Annotated in this window: 6 protein-coding genes; 5 read left to right on the forward strand and 1 reads right to left on the reverse strand. The window is 37.6% G+C overall.

What is annotated here, in order from left to right; genetic code table 11:
- Positions 1–11: 11 nt before the first annotated feature.
- Complete coding sequence (locus B2863_RS13210) at positions 12–440, reverse strand: MgtC/SapB family protein (RefSeq protein WP_296211399.1); 429 nt, start codon at positions 438–440, stop codon at positions 12–14.
- Positions 441–540: 100 nt separating this feature from the next.
- Here B2863_RS13210 and B2863_RS13215 point away from each other — a divergent pair, with 100 nt between their 5' ends.
- The 5 genes from B2863_RS13215 to B2863_RS13235 all read left to right on the forward strand — a co-directional run bounded on the left by B2863_RS13215 (position 541) and on the right by B2863_RS13235 (position 18,267).
- A complete protein-coding gene (locus B2863_RS13215) occupies positions 541–627 on the forward strand; it encodes a helix-turn-helix domain-containing protein (protein WP_156410733.1) in 87 nt (28 codons plus the stop codon).
- Between the two features lie 1,248 nt (positions 628–1,875).
- Positions 1,876–2,910, forward strand: coding sequence for a hypothetical protein (locus tag B2863_RS13220; RefSeq protein WP_296211400.1), 1,035 nt, complete (start codon positions 1,876–1,878; stop codon positions 2,908–2,910).
- The gene (locus B2863_RS13225; RefSeq protein ID WP_296211402.1) at positions 2,897–15,004 is read left to right on the forward strand and encodes a calcium-binding protein; all 12,108 of its coding nucleotides are present in this window, start codon (positions 2,897–2,899) and stop codon (positions 15,002–15,004) included. The genes B2863_RS13220 and B2863_RS13225 overlap by 14 nt, the downstream gene beginning before the upstream one ends.
- 309 nt (positions 15,005–15,313) lie before the next feature.
- Positions 15,314–15,817: a hypothetical protein gene (locus B2863_RS13230; RefSeq protein WP_296211404.1), complete on the forward strand. Its 504-nt coding sequence runs from the start codon at positions 15,314–15,316 to the stop codon at positions 15,815–15,817.
- An 83-nt stretch (positions 15,818–15,900) separates the two neighbouring features.
- Entirely contained in the window at positions 15,901–18,267 is a 2,367-nt protein-coding gene (locus tag B2863_RS13235; RefSeq protein ID WP_296211407.1) for a site-specific integrase, read from the forward strand.

Here is an 18,267-nt window from a genome sequence, read left to right on the forward strand (position 1 = left end):
GAATGGCAACGTTAAGATTTTGGTTTAAAAGGTTTTGAGAATTGTAGAATTAAAAAACCAACTATTGATAATATAATGGCAATCTCATAGCGACTATAAGCCACCGATATCCCAATGGCGGCTGTATTCCACAATCCAGCCGCAGTAGCAGTGCCCTTTGCGCCACTTTCATTTTTAAAGATAGCGCCACCGCCGATAAAACCCATTCCAGTGATGATGCCATACATAATTCTAGCCTCAGCATCGGCGTCTTGATAAATATCCATGCCTACTAGCATAAAAGCACACGAAGCAATGGTCACTAGAGGAAAGGTTCTTAAACCTGCACCATTATCTTCAAGTTCACGGTTAAGCGCGATCGGTAGTGACAATATGAAAGCAATACCTAATTGAAAGGCATGATACACCAGAACATTTAGACTAATATCGAAGTTAAACATAGTAATAACTCAGAATATATTTATGGCATGGTTTACTTTTAAAAATATAAGTATAAATAAAGAATAACAGAAATTAGTAAGTTGTAGTGTCTAAGATCTAATTGATAAAATTTGTGAGGCACTAGATATTGAAGTAGGTGATTTATTTACTTATGTACCTAACGACTCGCTAGATAAAGAGAAGTAAATAAATATTGAGAGTGTTTTAGATAATTTAGGGTAGACGCCGAAAGTGCTACCCTGAAAGAAAGGCAAAATAAAGAGCGGACACAGTTTGGGCACACACGTTCTTTGATGATGTTTGCTGAAAGTGAGAAAAGAGATAATTTGCATCGGCGTATAGTTTCCTTTTTCTCTACAGCCCATATTTCACGGAAAAAAAAGCCCCAATCTTAAGATTGGGGTTTTTCGAATCTGGTAGGCGTAATCGGATTCGAACCAACGACCTCTACCATGTCAAGGTAGGTCGACCAACTGCCTTCAAATGACCTGATTCTACATGTACTGTAATTAAAGGGCTAGAGCCTTATATTCATAATTATATATCAGTATGAAATTGATGTAAATTAATATTTAACTCGTAATTAGGCACTGTCATTTGGCAGTGTTTTTGACTGCTACTCTGTCCATAATATCTCAGGTGATAATTGGTTTTTAGCCATTTATAACGGTCAATAATCTTATTTTAAAGCAAAAGTATTTTTTGCTAATCGTATACTATTTTCTGATTCATATTTATGTAACGCCGCTAAAAATCAAGTTAACCAGATTAAATGCTGAGCTTGAACAATTGCGAGATCATGCTCAAGTTCTGCAAGAGAAGCATCTAATGGGACTGACAAAAGGGGAAGATCAAAGTCAAATCTTAGATACCGCTAGACATATACAGCGGTACCTTCTATATCTTTACCAAGTTGTTCTCTTTATCTTTCATAAACCATACCGCTTCTCATTATTCAATCCACCTACCTATAACGCTAATGCTCATAGCGGCCAAGAATTCAATATATCAATGTTACAATCCACGCTCCAGTATGTACTTCAACTTTTCTATATCCATCTTCTTAACCTTTATCTTTTATCTTTTCTAGTCCTTTTATCAATAATTAAGAACATCTATCTTATGAAGATACATTAGATTCAAGGTGTTGATATTCGCCATAAAAGTACAATAAAAAGACTGTACAGTTATGTAAACAATTGTTAGTATTAGTTACTGATTATCTCTGAAATACTACCGTCTATACGAAAAATAAACAATTTCCTGAAGATAATACCAATCACGAGTTTAGCTATCATACTGATGATGTTTACTTTGTCTGCCTACGATAAATCGCTTCCGAACATATAAAAACGTTTATTGAAGATAAATACTTTATTGATGAGGAAGACTAAAAAATGATTAACCAAATTACAATCAAGTATTAAGGTGCTAATGAAAATCTCTTCCGATAACGAATCTATCCAAGAATGGATGACATCAGACCGTCTCTATGAAGAGTATCTGTTCTTTTATTTACTCATATGCCTATTTTGGTTTTTCGTTGGTTTGTTTTCTATTGGTGTACGTATACCTGTATTCAATGATATTCAAAACCTAATCCTCAACTCAGTATGGTTCTTGCTCTTATGTGTGGCCTTAAGTGTTCCTAAGTTTTGGTATCGGCTGATAAAAGGCAAAAATGCGTACCTGTTTCAAGCTACTGACAAAGTATATGAAACATTAGACAGCATAGAAGATGTGGAACAAAGAGAGCAGGTACATAAGCAGATTACTAGCAATGGCAAGTTGCCACCTAACCGACTAGAAACGCTATCACTGGCGTTTCTATTTGCATTCATACTCTTCGATATATTGTATACCCGCTGCTGGATAAGAGAACTGAGCCTAGTGTGGCAGCCTGACTGGGTCAATGCCTGCATTGGCTGGATACATAATAATTTGGCGCTGCCTCCGACTAGTGAGAATAGAAAATTCTTTAATCTGTATTTTAGTGGTAATAGTGCAGATACCAAACTGAAGCAACAGTTTGGCGACGAATGGGCGTTTTTGGCTTCCCCATTTGGAGATGCGGCAATGTTTTACCACTTTATTCGAGTGGTCATGTTTGTTCCTATCTTAGCGGCATTGTCGATCGTATTGTGGAAGCCGCTAAAGTTTATGGGTATGCAGCAGATTGAACCTAGAAATATTCACAGCGTCATGTCTTTTTTACGTAGTTGTGCTTGGTCGCTTATCTTTGCTTTTTTCATGGCGATTGGTACATGGGGATTTTTGACTAATGCAAACTGGTTTACTTTAGGACTGATAGATCAAGGCGCATGGTTTCATAATTTATATATCAACGGTTTATATCTATTTATCGTTTTTGGTATTCGATTTTTTTATGGCTGGTTCGTTTTTTGGAAAAATAATTTTTTAAAATTTAACAATAGATATTTGAAAGGAATGAATAATGAGCAGTTCTGATAACGATCAAACAAATACTGGTTTTGATGATAACGCTATCTTTAAGGCACTGTCTTTTACCGCAAGTTCAGCAGGATCTAATATTTTTGGTAACAATACCCCTGAGCAGTACTTAAAAGCCCTGATAAACGGAGATGAGGGTGAAATCACTAACTCACCTGAAAACGCAACAGCCAATATATACAGTAATAATGTCAAAGTGTTGATGGCTTTAAGACAGACAGTAAAGTATGAAACCATAGTACTTAATGCCGCTGAAAAAATAGAAGAAGGTAAAGCCATCACCCTTAATGCGCAAGCAGCCGATACCTTTCAGGGACTGGCAGAATCTAAACATAACGTTCAAATAAATATAGACTATATGAACGAAAAAATTACAGCAGCGTCAACCCAAGTAAAAAAAGACTATTGGCAAAATGCTAAAAGCTTTCAGCTAATAGAACTAGAGAAAATTAACGACACCGTCGCTGATACTGCTAGGCAGCATAGCCTTGATATTAACAGATTGGATAGCCCTGAAACTATTTTGGATAAAGTGGTCGGAGAGGGATATGGCAAATCGTATTTTGATCATATTACCAAGATATTTAACTATGCTAACTTTGCGCGTCTGACCTTGGATGCTGCAGACGTTGAGTCTGACAGTGCAGAGAGTTTATTTGCTTATACAGCTGGTTGGGTCAACTATACGGCAACAGTAGTTGAAGCTCAAGCGGTGGGCTTTGTATCTCGGTCACTAGATAACTTTCTTGATAATAAACTGCTCGCTCAGATTCCTCATCTTTCGACTAAGGCAATCCTATCAGCCGCTGCCAGAGGGATCATCGTTGGTATTGCCACAGATTTGGCCTATAAAGGGGGATATATAGCTGGGGAGTTGATATGGGATAACTTATTCACAGAATTGTATGATGAAACGGCATATGAGTACTACGCAGAAGAGTTTGATGCTTTTTACGCTAGCATACTAAATGATCTAACAGGTGATGACTTAAGTGCAGTCATAGCATTTAATACAATGGTACTGGGCAATTTCATCAATGCAGAAGGTGAGTCTGTTGTTATAGAAGATACGGCAAGCTTATTGGCAAGCGATGAATATAAGGATATGAACTTTGACAAAGCGTTGCTCAATTATAAAAAAATCTACGAGCTGGTCTCAGGTAGAGATGATACTGATTCTATCATCACTGCTCAAGACTTAATTGATCATATAGAGCAATACTATGAGATGTTCAAACATGTGCGTGGAAAAGAGCTTGTCATCCCACAGTCTGCTGAAGACTGGAATGATTTATTAGCGAAGGCTTTGATAGAAGGGTCTGAAGGAATAGCGTATCGCTATGCATTAGTAGAGCTAAACCCTTTTGTTTTGACAGATTATGACTATACCAATAAGAATGAGGCCAGCAATTATAAGTACGATTTATACGATTCTGAGAATCCTAATACCTTTGAAAATGGTATCACAACAGTCTACTTAGAAAAACGTGCTGAGATGCTAAAGATATTGTTAGCAGAAGACATTTACGGCATTGGCAATGCTGCTAAGCAATATGGTTATGAAGATATAGAGCTAGATACAACAATAGCTAATTATTATCAAGATTTTAGTAGTGGAAATAATGGTATTCGTGAGTACTTACCACAGGTGATTTTTGGAGATGAGAGTAACGATAAAATTACCTCCAGTAATACTGGAGATGATAAAGGTGACTACCTATTCGGTGGCAGAGGCGACGACACCTTAGATGGCGGCAAGGGTAATGACTATCTAGAAGGTAATCAAGGTAACGATACCTTAATTGGTAGTGATGGTGATGATACCCTTTTAGGTGGGAGTGGGAATGACAACTTAGTTGGTGGTGAAGGCAATGACACTTTATTTGGTGGCAGTGGTACAGATATTCTACTAGGCGGTGAAGGTCATGACTATCTGCATGGTGGTAGTGAGCTTGATAACTTAAAAGGTGGTAAAGGTAACGATACGATTATCGGTGGCACAGGTGTATTAATAGCCGATGGCGGTGAGGGTAATGATTTTATTGTCTCAGGGAATGAAGATGATAGTCAATTACTGGGTGGCAATCTATTAGGCGGTTCAGGCAACGATATTATCTATGCTGGCGGCGGCAGTGATGATGCCCGTGGTGGAGAGGGTAATGACACTATTTATGCAGGCGATGATCAATCTGCTGACTATCTAGAAGGCGATGCAGGTAACGATGTACTGTACGCCAGTAAAGAAGGCATGGACAACTTAGACGGTGGTGCAGATAGTGATCTACTGATAAGTGGGGAAAATAACTCAGGAACTCTGCGAGGTGGTGCAGGTAGTGATCGTTTGGTCGGTGGCGCAGGTAATGAAACTTATGCGTTTAAGAGCAGTGAGCTTGGTACGGACAGTATTAAAGACAACGATGGTACAGGAACCATTGAGATTGATGAAGAAGTCTTGACGCTAGGCGAGTTTGATTCAGAAAAACAATATTGGTTAAGTGGCGACGGTCAGTATGAGATTAGAAAGTTTGCTTCAGAAGACGGTACAAATGGTACCGTTACCATCAATAAGCTAGGCGACTACAAGAACACCATATATATTGAAGATTTTGAGCAAGGCCATTTTGGTCTAAGCTTTAGTGAGTCGGTTGAGCAACAGCAGTGGCAAGCTATTGAGTCACAAACCTCGCCTGAACTATATGGGAAAGGTGAGAACAAAATAATCTCTACAACAGGTTCGGTGCATGTAGATGCAAGCAATACCACAGGTAGAAACACTATCCACACAGGTGAAGGTCATGATGTCATAAAAGGGGGTAGCGGTCATGATTATATTTCAAGCTCTTTAGAGTTTAGTACCGAGCAGAGTAATGAGCTGTATTATGACGTAGGGTATAAAACAACAGTAAATATTTATGGTGAGGAATTTAGTGTCTTTTATGATGGTAGTGTTAAGAGCTATATGACAGCGGGATTGTCTGTAGGTTCTAATCTTGACCCTGAAAGTGCAACTTGGTCATATGTACCTGAAGTTAGAAATGCTAATCCTGATAATGATTTAATAAAATCAGGAGATGGGGGTGATATTGTCTTTGGATCATCAGATGCCGATATTATTTATGGTGAAGGTGGTGATGACTTTCTATTTGGCAAAGATGGTAATGACAAAATCTACGGAGGTTCAGGAGAAGATGGTATTAGAGGAGGCAGAGGCAATGATTATATAGATGGTGGTGAAGGTGATGACTACATTAAAGCAGGCTATGGTAACGATGTTGTATATGGTGGTGCCGGAGACGACAGGATATATGGAGATAGTTTATTAGATCAATATGATAGAAATCCTTCATTTTACAATACTGAGGAAGAAGGGGCAGATTTGATTTATGGCGGTAAAGGTGACGATGAAATTGAAGGGAATGGCGGTGATGATATCATCCACGGAGGCGATGATAACGATACAATCCTAGGGGGTACAGGTAATGACTATCTACATGGAGACGATGGAACAGACACAATATCTGGCGGTTTAGGTGACGATTATATCTGGGGAGGTAGTAATGAAGGTGAAGAACCTGAAAAGCTTTCTGGTAATGAGGGAAATGATCGAATATTTGGTGGTGATGGTCATAATGCTATATTTGGTGGTGTCGGTGATGATGTTCTTGAAGGTGGAAAAGATGTAGATGAAATTGATGGTGGTATAGGCGATGATATCCTCATGGGTAAAGCCGGTATGGATATTTTAGATGGTAATTCAGGTAACGACATTCTTATAGGTGGAGCTGACAATGACACGCTAAAGGGTGGATTCGGAGAAGATATCTATATATTCGATATGAATGACGGTAATGATACTATTATAGAGAGTCTTAGTAACCTGAAATCGCAAAATGCTCTCAATATTGTTCAATTTAATTTTGAATCATCAAAAATCCGAAGTATGGAAAACATTGATGATAAAGATCTTAAAATTACCTATTCAGAAAGTGAAAGTTCTCAAAAAAATAGTGTCACAATAAAAGATTATTATGTTGCTAACAACGTCTCAAATCATATGGTAGAGGCTAGTGAGGATGGGGTATACGTCTCAGAAATAGACCCATATACTAACAACATAGAGATTTCCCAATTCAAATTCAATGATGGTATATCTTGGAATGTAGACGATATTTTTGAGATGGCACCATTACGAGCAGATTCACTACAAACGCCTTCATCATTAGAAGAAGGTATGCCTTATTTTATAGATGCTTTAGTGGATCGCGCAGAAATTCCTTTCAAAGGTAAGACAAGTATTACTTATGGATTCTTAGATAACCCAAGCGACAAGCTAAGTGGCTATCAAGCCTTTACTGAAGAACAAAAAGGTGCTGTAAGGGATGCACTTTCGAAATATGCTGAGGTTCTTGGTCTTACTATCAAAGAAGATAATACTACCGAAGCACCAGACTTAAAGCTATATTTGGACGACTTGTCTACAACGGGTAGCAGTACATTTGCTGGTTATGGAGATTTAGCTACAGGGGAGGTACATCTCAACTCCAAAATGTATGGAGGAGAGGGCTTATTACAGTCAGGAGAGTATGGATTTGAAGTACTACTTCATGAGCTAGGACATATATTTGGACTAAAACATCCTTTTGAAATGCCATATTTGCCAAGTGATGAGAATAATCAAAATAATTCTATTATGACCTACTCCTCAAATGGCGAAAACGATACTGATTTAAAACTATTTGACATAGCTGCACTGCAATATCTTCATGGTGTAAATATAGACAATGCTATAGGGAACGATATATATGGCTTTGAAAACAAATATATATGGGATGGGGCAGGCGTTGACACATTTGATGCCTCAGTCCAAACCGAAAGTACATATATAGATATTAACCAAGGTGGCTGGTCATATATTGCTGAGAAAAATGACAGTATCCTTGCGCCTAACCAAAGCTTCATTGGATATAATACTCATATTGAGAACGCTATTGGCGGTAGTGGCGATGATACATTAGTGAGTAATGAACTCGATAACATATTATCTGGTGGCCAAGGACAGGACACTTATGTGTTTAAGCAAGGTAATGGGCTTAATACAATAGTTGACTCAGATAACAATAGTAAAATAGTGCTTGAAGAGATCAATACTAATCATTTATACAATTACAAAGGTAATATTTATTACAGTGCGTTAGGTGATGGTCTAATTGTCAATGTAGACGATATTGAGGCGTGGGAGATAAATGGTGAAAACTATACTTCTAATGACATTAAAGTATTAGCCAAGGATATTATAGAAGTATCTGGTGAAGCTGAACTGACTTCAGATGCAGATAACGCTATATTGATCGACACATTGAACTCCTCTATCAAAGGTAATGATAAAGATAACATTCTCATTGGTAATAACAATGATAATACCCTAAATGGTGAGCAAGGTGCTGATCAGATGGCGGGCCAAAAGGGAGATGATATCTATTATGTTGATAACGAAAAAGATGAAGTTCTAGAGCAAGATGATGAAGGTATAGATACTGTTTATTCAACTATTAATTACACTTTGATCGATGGTAATAATGTAGAAAACGTTACACTTTTGGCTGATGCGACAAATGGCATAGGTGATGACAGTGATAACGTTATTATTGGTAACGATAACAACAATATATTAATTGGTAATGGTGGTAGAGATACTATTAGCGGTGGTGAAGGCAATGATCAAATAATTGGTGATACAGAAGAAATCAAAGGTCAATATCACGGCAATGATACTTTGTATGGTGGGGCAGGTGACGATAGTATTTGGGGTAACGGTGGTAACGATATCATTGAAGGTGGAGAAGGTGATGACTATATTGAGGGCGATTCGCAGTCAATAGGTGGATCGTTCCATGGTGATGACACTATAAATGCTGGTAGCGGTGATGATACTGTTTACGGTGGCGGAGGTAACGACACTATTAATGGAGGAGATGGAGCAGATAACCTTTATGGTGATGATGCAGATTACAATAATCCGATAGGTCTTCAGTCTGGTAATGACATTATCAAAGGTGGAAAAGGTTCTGATCTCATCTATGGCGGATCGGGTGATGATAAGCTCTATGGTGATGAAGGTGATGACTTTTTAATGGCAGGACAAGGTGAGGATTATCTTTATGGTGGCGAAGGTGAAGATGCTTATTTCTTTGAACTTGCCACACTTCAAGATGGTAAAACCAATTATATTGTTGATACAGATAGGAAAGGTCAAATCCTATTAGGAGATGACAACCTACTAGACAATGATTGGCAAATATTATCTATAAGTAATAACGAGGATAAGTCGGATGTTGTAGTCAAGTGGCAGGACGGGCTTGGCAATTATATGGAATACAACGCAAATAATATCATTATCACTAGTGACAACTTCACTTCAAAGATAGTTGCTGAAGGCTATAGTGTAGAAAGAAAGGCTGGTGGTCAGTTTGTTGTAGACTCTAATGAGAAGTCGGATGAGCCATTTTCTCATATGGTGACCGATCAAACGATGTTTAACCTCAGTGGCAACTCACTATTACTAAACTCTCTTCTTCCAAACTTACAAAAAGATCAAGATGGTAATTTTGAATCAGAATATCAAATAGAATATTATGATCCTCTGGTATTAGATCTTAATAAAGATGGAGTTATTAACACAGTTGCTGAAAACAATAAGCAAGGTGTCATGTTTGATAACGACGGTGACGGCATCAAAACTGCTACAGGTTGGTTATCGAGTGAGGATGGATTTTTAGTTAGAGATATTAATAAAGATGGTGTCATTAACAATGGTAAGGAGATGTTCGGAGATCAAACTGAACTAAATAGTGGATTGATTGCCAAACATGGTTTTGAAGCATTGGCGGATTTAGATACCAATGCTGATGGTGTGATCAATAAAGACGATACCAGTTTTAGTGAATTAAGAGTTTGGCAAGATACTAATATTGATGGTGTCACTTCTCAAGATGAACTTAAAACTCTTGAACAGATAGGTATATCCGAATTAAATCTAAGCTTCGATTCAAGCAACGAGGTAGAGACAAGCGGCGGCACTGTAAAAGAACAAGGAAGTTATGTAGATAATGACGGTAACACATTATTGATGGCGGATATTAACTTTGACCAAGATTTGATTCATAGTGACTTTATATCGACACCTGATGAAAAAACTGAAGGTCTGAACCTTTCTGGATTTGGCCGCTTAGATGACCTAGCAGACGCTGCCAAGGGTACTAATGAATTATCGATATTAGCTAAATATTTAGATGAAAACAAAGATATTGAAAATATTTTCGACCAGTCTGATAAATTATTAGAGTTATGGGCTGGCACAGACAGTAAGAATAATGATAGTGAAGTGGCTATCGTTAATAACAATAATATTAAATGGACTGAAAACGAAAATGCTGAACATGTGATTCGAATAAGACCAAATCAAGATCTACCAGAATATGTTAGTGAAACGAATACGGTTACTAACTATAGTTATTTGAACCAAAATGATAAGCAAATGGTTAAACTCATTGATGCGATTACTGGCATTAATCCAACCGATTATATTAACCAAGCTACTTCTGATCAGACATCTGAATTTCTTAATGTCTATCAAGATATTAAGACTGCTGTAGAGTCTGATATTATCAACCAGACGATACTTAAGCCTTATTTTGACAGTATTGAAGTGTACCAATTTAATCAATTAAATTTTACTAACTTTTTTAAGTTAGAAGCACTATTAGATACAAATTATCTAGCAGATGCCGGTAAAACCAGTATTCACTTACTTAACCTGTTAGGTATTAACACTGACGAATTCTCGGAATACAATTTTGGTGAAGGTTATCTAACTCTAGCAAATTGGTATACCACTAATAATGTCGTTATAGATCAATACATCGTAGAACATGGAGACATTGTAAACTCTATATTTATCGATGATTCAGTAACAGAGTTTGAGGTATCTAGCGGTGAAAACACTATTTATTTATCAGGAGTAAATGATAAAAAAGTTACTGGCTCTGATGCTGACGAGGTATTTGTCAGCGGCTTAGGTAATGACACTCTTATCGGTCAAGGTGGAGATAATACTTACATCTTTAGTTTAGATACTGGATCGGATATTGTCGATTTTGATTATGGCTCAACTGGTACGGATAAATTAATCTTTGAAAGCATTCCATTAAGCATGGTCTCATTTAAGTCTCAGGGTAAAAACCTAATTATTGGATATGAAGAGCAAGAGTTTACAATCACTAACGGGTTATTCTTAGATACTGATCGTACTTTAGAGTTTGTGTTTGACGATGAGATCGTAAGCTTTGAAACAATCATAAGTCAGCCTATTGAAAATATCGAAAATTCTGATTCTGACTATTTTAGTGGTTGGGAGGGTGATGACTACTTAACTGGTAATAGTAGAGACAACCAGCTTCACACATTTGAGTCAAACGACATACTTGACGGCAAAGCTGGTAACGATAAATTATTTGGACACACTGGTTATGACACTTACATCTTCGATTCTAATTCTGGAAATGATGAAATAATTGAAGATTGGTCACAGAAAGATGGGTCATACTTACAATTTAACTTTGAAAAATCATTACTCAAAGAAGCTTATTATCAAGATGGTGATCTTTACCTTTTATATGGAGTAGATAACCAACTGATACTTCGAGAAGTAGATAATAATGATTTAGCCAATATTGATATCAGTTTTATTGATAGTCCAAAAACCAGTATTGATAGTATCTTAAGAGATGCCTATATCATAGGTTCTGACAAAGATGATCAAGTTAATGATATTTATGTCACATCGAACCATCATATCTATGGTCTAGAAGGAAATGATGAATTGCAGGGTAGCTGGACCGAATCAAACCATATTGATGGCGAAACAGGTGACGATATCATCAATGGAGGCAATGCTAACGATATTATTATCGCGGGTGAAGGTGATGATACTATGTTTGGTCACCAAGGTGATGATGAGCTCCAAGGTGGTCAAGGACAAGATTGGCTTGAGGGTGGCGAAGGTGCTGATACCTTGATTGGTGGCGAAGGTGACGATAACTATTTTGCTGACAATCAGGACACTATCGTTGAGAACGAGGATGAAGGGTATGATCGTATATTTATCGATGACTCCTTTGATTTATCCAATACTAATATTGAAGAGTTACACCTAAGAGGCACGAGTGATCTCAATGGTATAGGTAGTGAATTCAATAATGAAATTTACGGTAATTCAGGAAATAATTTTCTGGATGGTAAGGCAGGAGCTGATATCATGTCAGGAGGTGCTGGCGATGACTACTATGTGGTTGACCAGTATGAAACGCTTGTGACTAACGATAATGGTTCTATTACCTTAATAGAGGGTGACAAAGTTGCTGAGGGCGAATTGAATGAATTTAACTATATTATAGGCGATAGCGGTGGTATTGATACTGTAGAGCAGTGGGTAGATCATCACTATTATCAGATGAATGAGCAGAACATATGGCAAGATACTGGCAAATACCATATATTACAACGGAATGTCGAAAACCTTATCTTAAAAGGTGGCGCTAAAACAGCGTTTGGTAACGAGCTAGACAATACGATTACTTTGAATTCTCAAGATAACTTTGTGAGCGGTCAGACGGGTAATGATACTATCATTTATAAAAAAGGTGGTGGCAAAGATACAGTCAGTGCTACTAATGATATATCGTCTCAAGACACCCTTGTCATAGAAGGTTACGATCTCAATGATGCTATATTTACCCGTGTTGAAAACACTTTAAGTGTACATGATATGCTGGTTGTTAGGCTCAAAGGTAGTGGGGATAGTATTACTTTCTTCGATTACTTTACTCCTCAAGCGTCTGCTGATGTGTTTGACTTTTCAACAGACCAAAACTTTTTTAAAAGCTACTTTGAACCCTCTCAATTTGAAGATTCAGAAGGGAACGAGCTAATACCATTGGGTGAATCATCATCAGACGATCTGCTTATTGACGACCAACCCATACCAACCATAGACAACAAAATCGACCGCATTATCTTTGACAACAACGGCGCAGAAGTCATCCTTACTCAGCAAGACATTGAAGCCGCCATCATCGATAGAGCAGACAATCATGCGCCTACTGTCAATAAACACGCACAGGCTATTACCATCAATGATGACGAAGCTTTAAGCGTTCAGTTCGATGCCGATACCATTGTGGATACGGATACTTGGGACTCAAGCCTCAACTACCGCATTACTTTAGACAGTCAAAATGCTGATGGTAGTTACCAAGATATTCCTGATTGGCTAAGTTTCGATGCCGATACTCGTACGCTTACGGGTAGCCCAACTGTCGATAATATTGGCAACTATTCCTTCATACTATGGGCGGGCGACCTTTTTGGCACTAGTGCAGGCACTTATCTCACTCTTACCGTCAATTCGAGCCAACCCGTTGATGTGCCTGTAGAGACAACGCCCGATAATGTAGTAGAAGGCACTGATAGCAGTGAGCAGCTACTGGGTACAAATGGTAATGACCTTATCAATGGCTACGCAGGTGATGATCAGATTTTCGGTTTTGCTGGTAATGACACCTTAAACGGCGGGGCAGGCAACGACTATCTAGCAGGCGGTAATGGTTCAGGTACCAATTCAGGTAACGATATTATCAACGGCGGCGCAGGTGACGATACGTTATCTGGTGAAGATGGTAACGATATTCTGAATGGGGGCGCTGGTAATGACAGTTATGTATATAAAGCCAACAAAGGTATCGATGTCATTGATAACTCTGGTGGTGGTACTGACGTTATTTTCTTCCAGAAAATCGATAAGACTCAGTTAACGTATCATAAGGAAGGGAATGATCTTATCATCCTAGTAGATGGTGACTTGAATCAGCAAGTCAAAGTTACAGACCACTTTTTAGGTAATGATCAAGCGATTGATTATATTGTTGCTAGTGACGGCATGATGGTATCAGCGCAGAGGATTGCTGGTCAACTGACGGCATTGCCAGAGTCAGATGATAGCGATACAGGTGGTAACGGTGATGATACTACCACACCATCAACCCCAACCACTCCAGAAGAGCCTGCCGATAACGTAGACCTGTCAGGTGACAACACGATAAAGGATACGGCTGGTAACGATCGATTAGAAGGTGGCCGTGGTAACGACACTTATATCTATACCGCTGGTAAAGACACTATTGTTGATACGCATGGGATAGACGAGATTATCTTTAGCAATGGTATCACTTTTAACCAAGTGGGCTCAGGATTGATGAGTTCAGGTAACGATCTTATCTTGCGAGTGAATGGCGATGCCAACAATCAAGTCACTATCAAAAACTACTTTAGTAACGGCGATAGTATCATTGAAACTATTAGCTTTGAGACTGGTGGTAGTATGTCACATGAGCAAATCTTCGGACTATTTGGTAAAGCCATACCAGAGGCCACACCTATCGATAATACAACGCCTAATGTATCTAATAATGATGCAGGTGCTGATATTATCGGTACAGATGGTGATGACCAGCTTCAAGGTACGGACGTCGATAACAGACTCCAAGGCCTAATCGGCAACGATCATCTGGATGGTGAACTGGGTAATGACATCCTCATTGGTGGTACTGGCAATGATCTATTAAAAGGTGGTAAAGGCAACGACCTCTATTACTTCGAAGCAGGGTTCGGCCAGGATACCATAGACAATACTGGTGGCGGCATTGATAACATCTATTTTGATGGTGTTAGATTTAATGACATAGCCAGTGGACTTATGCGCAGCAATGACGATCTTATTCTCAAAGTGAGCGGCACTACAGACCAATTAACAATTGCTGATTTCTTTGAAGGTGGTGAGTCAGCAGTAGGTAATATCAGCTTTGCATCAGGCGGTAGTATCAGCGCTGATCAAATATTTGGTGCTTATGGTATCAATAATCCAAATCCTACTAATGTCTCTAGCTCGCAGCATCAAAGTACATTAGGCTCTATGTTAGATATGATGCAGCAGTTCGATGAGAATAGTATGAATAATGGATATGGAGACATTGTCTAAGTCGATTGATTTACCTTTTTACTCTTTATTCTAAAATAATTTAGAACCTTATAAAAAGCCAGATACTGCAAGTATCTGGCTTTTTGTTTTTTTATAAAGAGGTATGGTTTTTTATAAAAGACATTAGTTAGTGTTGTAAGTGCAACTCTATTTTTTAATAGGAAAATTAAACATAGGAATAAATAGGAGTATTTGCTTATTTTCCTGAAATTAGATAAAAAAACCTTGAAAATGATGTAGCATATTTCTTTTGATCAAAATATAGTCTATAGGAGTTGAATATTTATAACTACTATCAGGTACGACAATATGCAGATCATCACAATAGGAAAAATACAGAAGCAAACTTTAGCACTATACCCGCAGGCTGTGTCTCTCTACAAGATTTATAACAAATTAATCTATCCTCATCTGAATAAGTATCAACTGAAATTTGAAGAAAGAAGCGCACTATCTAGACCGTTAGTATGTGTTAAAGATGGCAGTACCTTATTCCTAGTGAACAGTTTCTCTCTTTTCAATATTTTAAAAAGCGTTAACAAAGTTAATGAGGCATTAGACCAAGAAGTATTACTTGTAGAAATTAATGCTGATTTATTTAGATTCGATTTAGCATTTTATGAGCTGATAAACATGGTTTCTAGATATCACAGCACAATAAAATTAGAGAGTATATATCTAGCACTTAGTGAGTTGTTAGATACTAAGATTAGTCAAAGGCTCTTCGTTAAAAATAACTTCTCCATAGTTTTATTTTGTAATCTGATAAATTTACCTGAAAGAACTTACCACAACCGAACTAAGATGCAATAGTTATGATTTCTAGATATATGATATCTGAAAAAAAGCGCCCATCACATCTCTCAGTTCAAGACCTAAGCAATGTGGTTTACAGGATGAGCTCCGATCATAGTTTTGTTGCTCAGCCATCTATCGTTATTGCAATCACCGATATTGTAATGATCATCCACAACAATTACGACGAATATGGTGGAGATGAGGCAGATGCCATAGGACAGATACTACAGACTATAAAAAGCAACCCAGTATCTCTTTGTGATATGGATACCTCGAAATCAGGACTAGCTGGGAAGCCTCTTATCATTCAGCTTCTTATACTTATGCAAAATATGTGCAAACATGGCGGTGAGCATGTAAATAAACGGGTTTTATGGTTGGCGATAGCGATACATACAGGCGTTATGCTTTATTACTACGATAAGATAACGCAGGCTAATCAGATGCTAATGCAGTTTAAGTTAGCAATATTTTTTACTACAAAAAATAGGCGTTGGATATGGAGGGAGCTACCAGACTATAGTTACAGGCCTAACTCTAACAATAGATTAAATGTCAAAAAGATACTATCGGTACTCGTTGATATTATAGAGCGGACCGAAAAAACGCTTAATACAGTTGCCAATTATTCTGCGTTTGATTCGATCGAAAAAAATGTAGATCCATATTTACCTGAGAAACAAAGTCAAATAAGTAAAATATTAACTGCTTATGTATGTGCGCATTATCCGAATGCTAAAGAGAAGATAAAATCTAAGAAAGATGAAGAAGATAAGGTAAAAGAATTTTCTGACAAGCCTCTAAATCTGTCAGACGAATTATCAAACTTTGGTCCTACTAATGAATTAAGACCTTATTACTGGGACACACCAAAAGAAGATATAGAGCAATACAGCGCTAACTATAATGTTGATTATTTAGAGGCTGAAACCGAAATATGTGATGGTTTTACACCTAGTTTCGAAGAGGTATTAGATTCTTATGATTCACCATATATTAACTATGAACAACTGCCCAATGCATTTATTAGATATTCAGTACCGCTACAGACTATTGATCTCTCACTACAGCAAAACTATATCTCTCAACGTGAGTTAGCGCTCAACTCTAATACTCGTTTGTTATCACTTCCTGCTTATCAAATATTATTCGCAACTTTAGTCCATGATGCCCAGAAATATCCGATAAAGTTTGATAAAGAGGCCGTACCAGCTGGTATTCTACTTTTATCTATGCTGACAGCTCTACCAGTAGAGTCACTAACAACCAAGAATTATATAAAACACTCAAGAACTTTTCGTATTGGAGACAGTAGAGCTTATATTCATCATCATCTAGGAATAACTGAAAGGTTAGATGTTTTTGATGATAAAAAGTACGAGAATAAACTAGATGTGATAAAAATTCCTGTTCCGGTTTGGCTGATTCAAAAACTAATAGGTAACGACCTTCCTTCAAAAACTGATATTACAATTTATCTGAAATCACTACGTAAAAACTGTGCTTTTCCTTATTTGTCGATTGCTAGAATTGAATCAGCTCTTCACGTTGTTTTATCACGTTATACCGCACATAGTCACTCACATATAGCTAATATTATTTGCCGTATACCGGCACCTCAGGCACCAGCAATGTACTACAGTAGTCACAGTAGTGAAGAACTAATAGCTCACTACAAGACCGCGCTGTCTGTATTAAATGCTGAGGGCAAATATGACTTATCTTATGTCACGCCTTGGCATAAATATACAACTGGCTCAGGGTTTGCTCTAAAGATTGAATACGTACGCGATTTTATGGAGACTTTATTCCAGTGGGTTAGAGCTAGCTCAAATGAAGAGATGCACTTCGATAGAGTCAGTATTTATACATGGTTTGTCTTTTGTTTACTGACAGGCGTTAGACCGAATAATGGTATAGGAAGAAACAGCGATATAGATTTAAATATGGGTTGGTTGTTAATTGATGACAAACCTAGTAAGAGTTTTAGAAATCATAGACTTATACCACTGTGTTTCACACTTACAAATTATCTCAAAAAATATCAGCGCTATTTAATAGACTATCAATTGGAGCATCCATTAAGTCTTGATATTAATGAAACTGTTGATCAAATTATTTCTGGGGATGAAGTCTCGCTCCTAAGGCTTTTGTCCAAGAAGCACGATAAGCTGATTCCTATAAAACGCGGTGCAGTATATGAGATGACAAAAGAGATGATAGATATAAGTCCGTACTGGACACGTCATTTCGTCAGAACGCAGCTAGAAAGACAAGGAGTAGATATTGCGTTAATAAATGGTGTCATTGGGCATGAAAAAAACCGCCAAGAAGCATTAGGTAAATTCTCATCTTTAAGTAAAGATCAAATTAAATCAGTGGGTAAGTCATTCGAAAAAATTGCTAGGCAATTAGGTTTAAGTGATGAGATTGAGTTACCTAATTGGTCAGCTCAAGGATTTTAA

Source organism: Psychrobacter sp. UBA3480, from assembly GCF_002377945.1.
GTDB lineage: Bacteria > Pseudomonadota > Gammaproteobacteria > Pseudomonadales > Moraxellaceae > Psychrobacter.

Bases quoted from the DNA above. Each gene is read 5' to 3' on its own strand.
- B2863_RS13210 (WP_296211399.1), bottom strand. From the start codon at position 440: ATGTTTAACTTCGATATTAGTCTAAATGTTCTGGTGTATCATGCCTTT.
- B2863_RS13220 (WP_296211400.1), top strand. From the start codon at position 1,876: ATGAAAATCTCTTCCGATAACGAATCTATCCAAGAATGGATGACATCA.
- B2863_RS13225 (WP_296211402.1), top strand. From the start codon at position 2,897: ATGAGCAGTTCTGATAACGATCAAACAAATACTGGTTTTGATGATAAC.
- B2863_RS13230 (WP_296211404.1), top strand. From the start codon at position 15,314: ATGCAGATCATCACAATAGGAAAAATACAGAAGCAAACTTTAGCACTA.
- B2863_RS13235 (WP_296211407.1), top strand. From the start codon at position 15,901: ATGAGCTCCGATCATAGTTTTGTTGCTCAGCCATCTATCGTTATTGCA.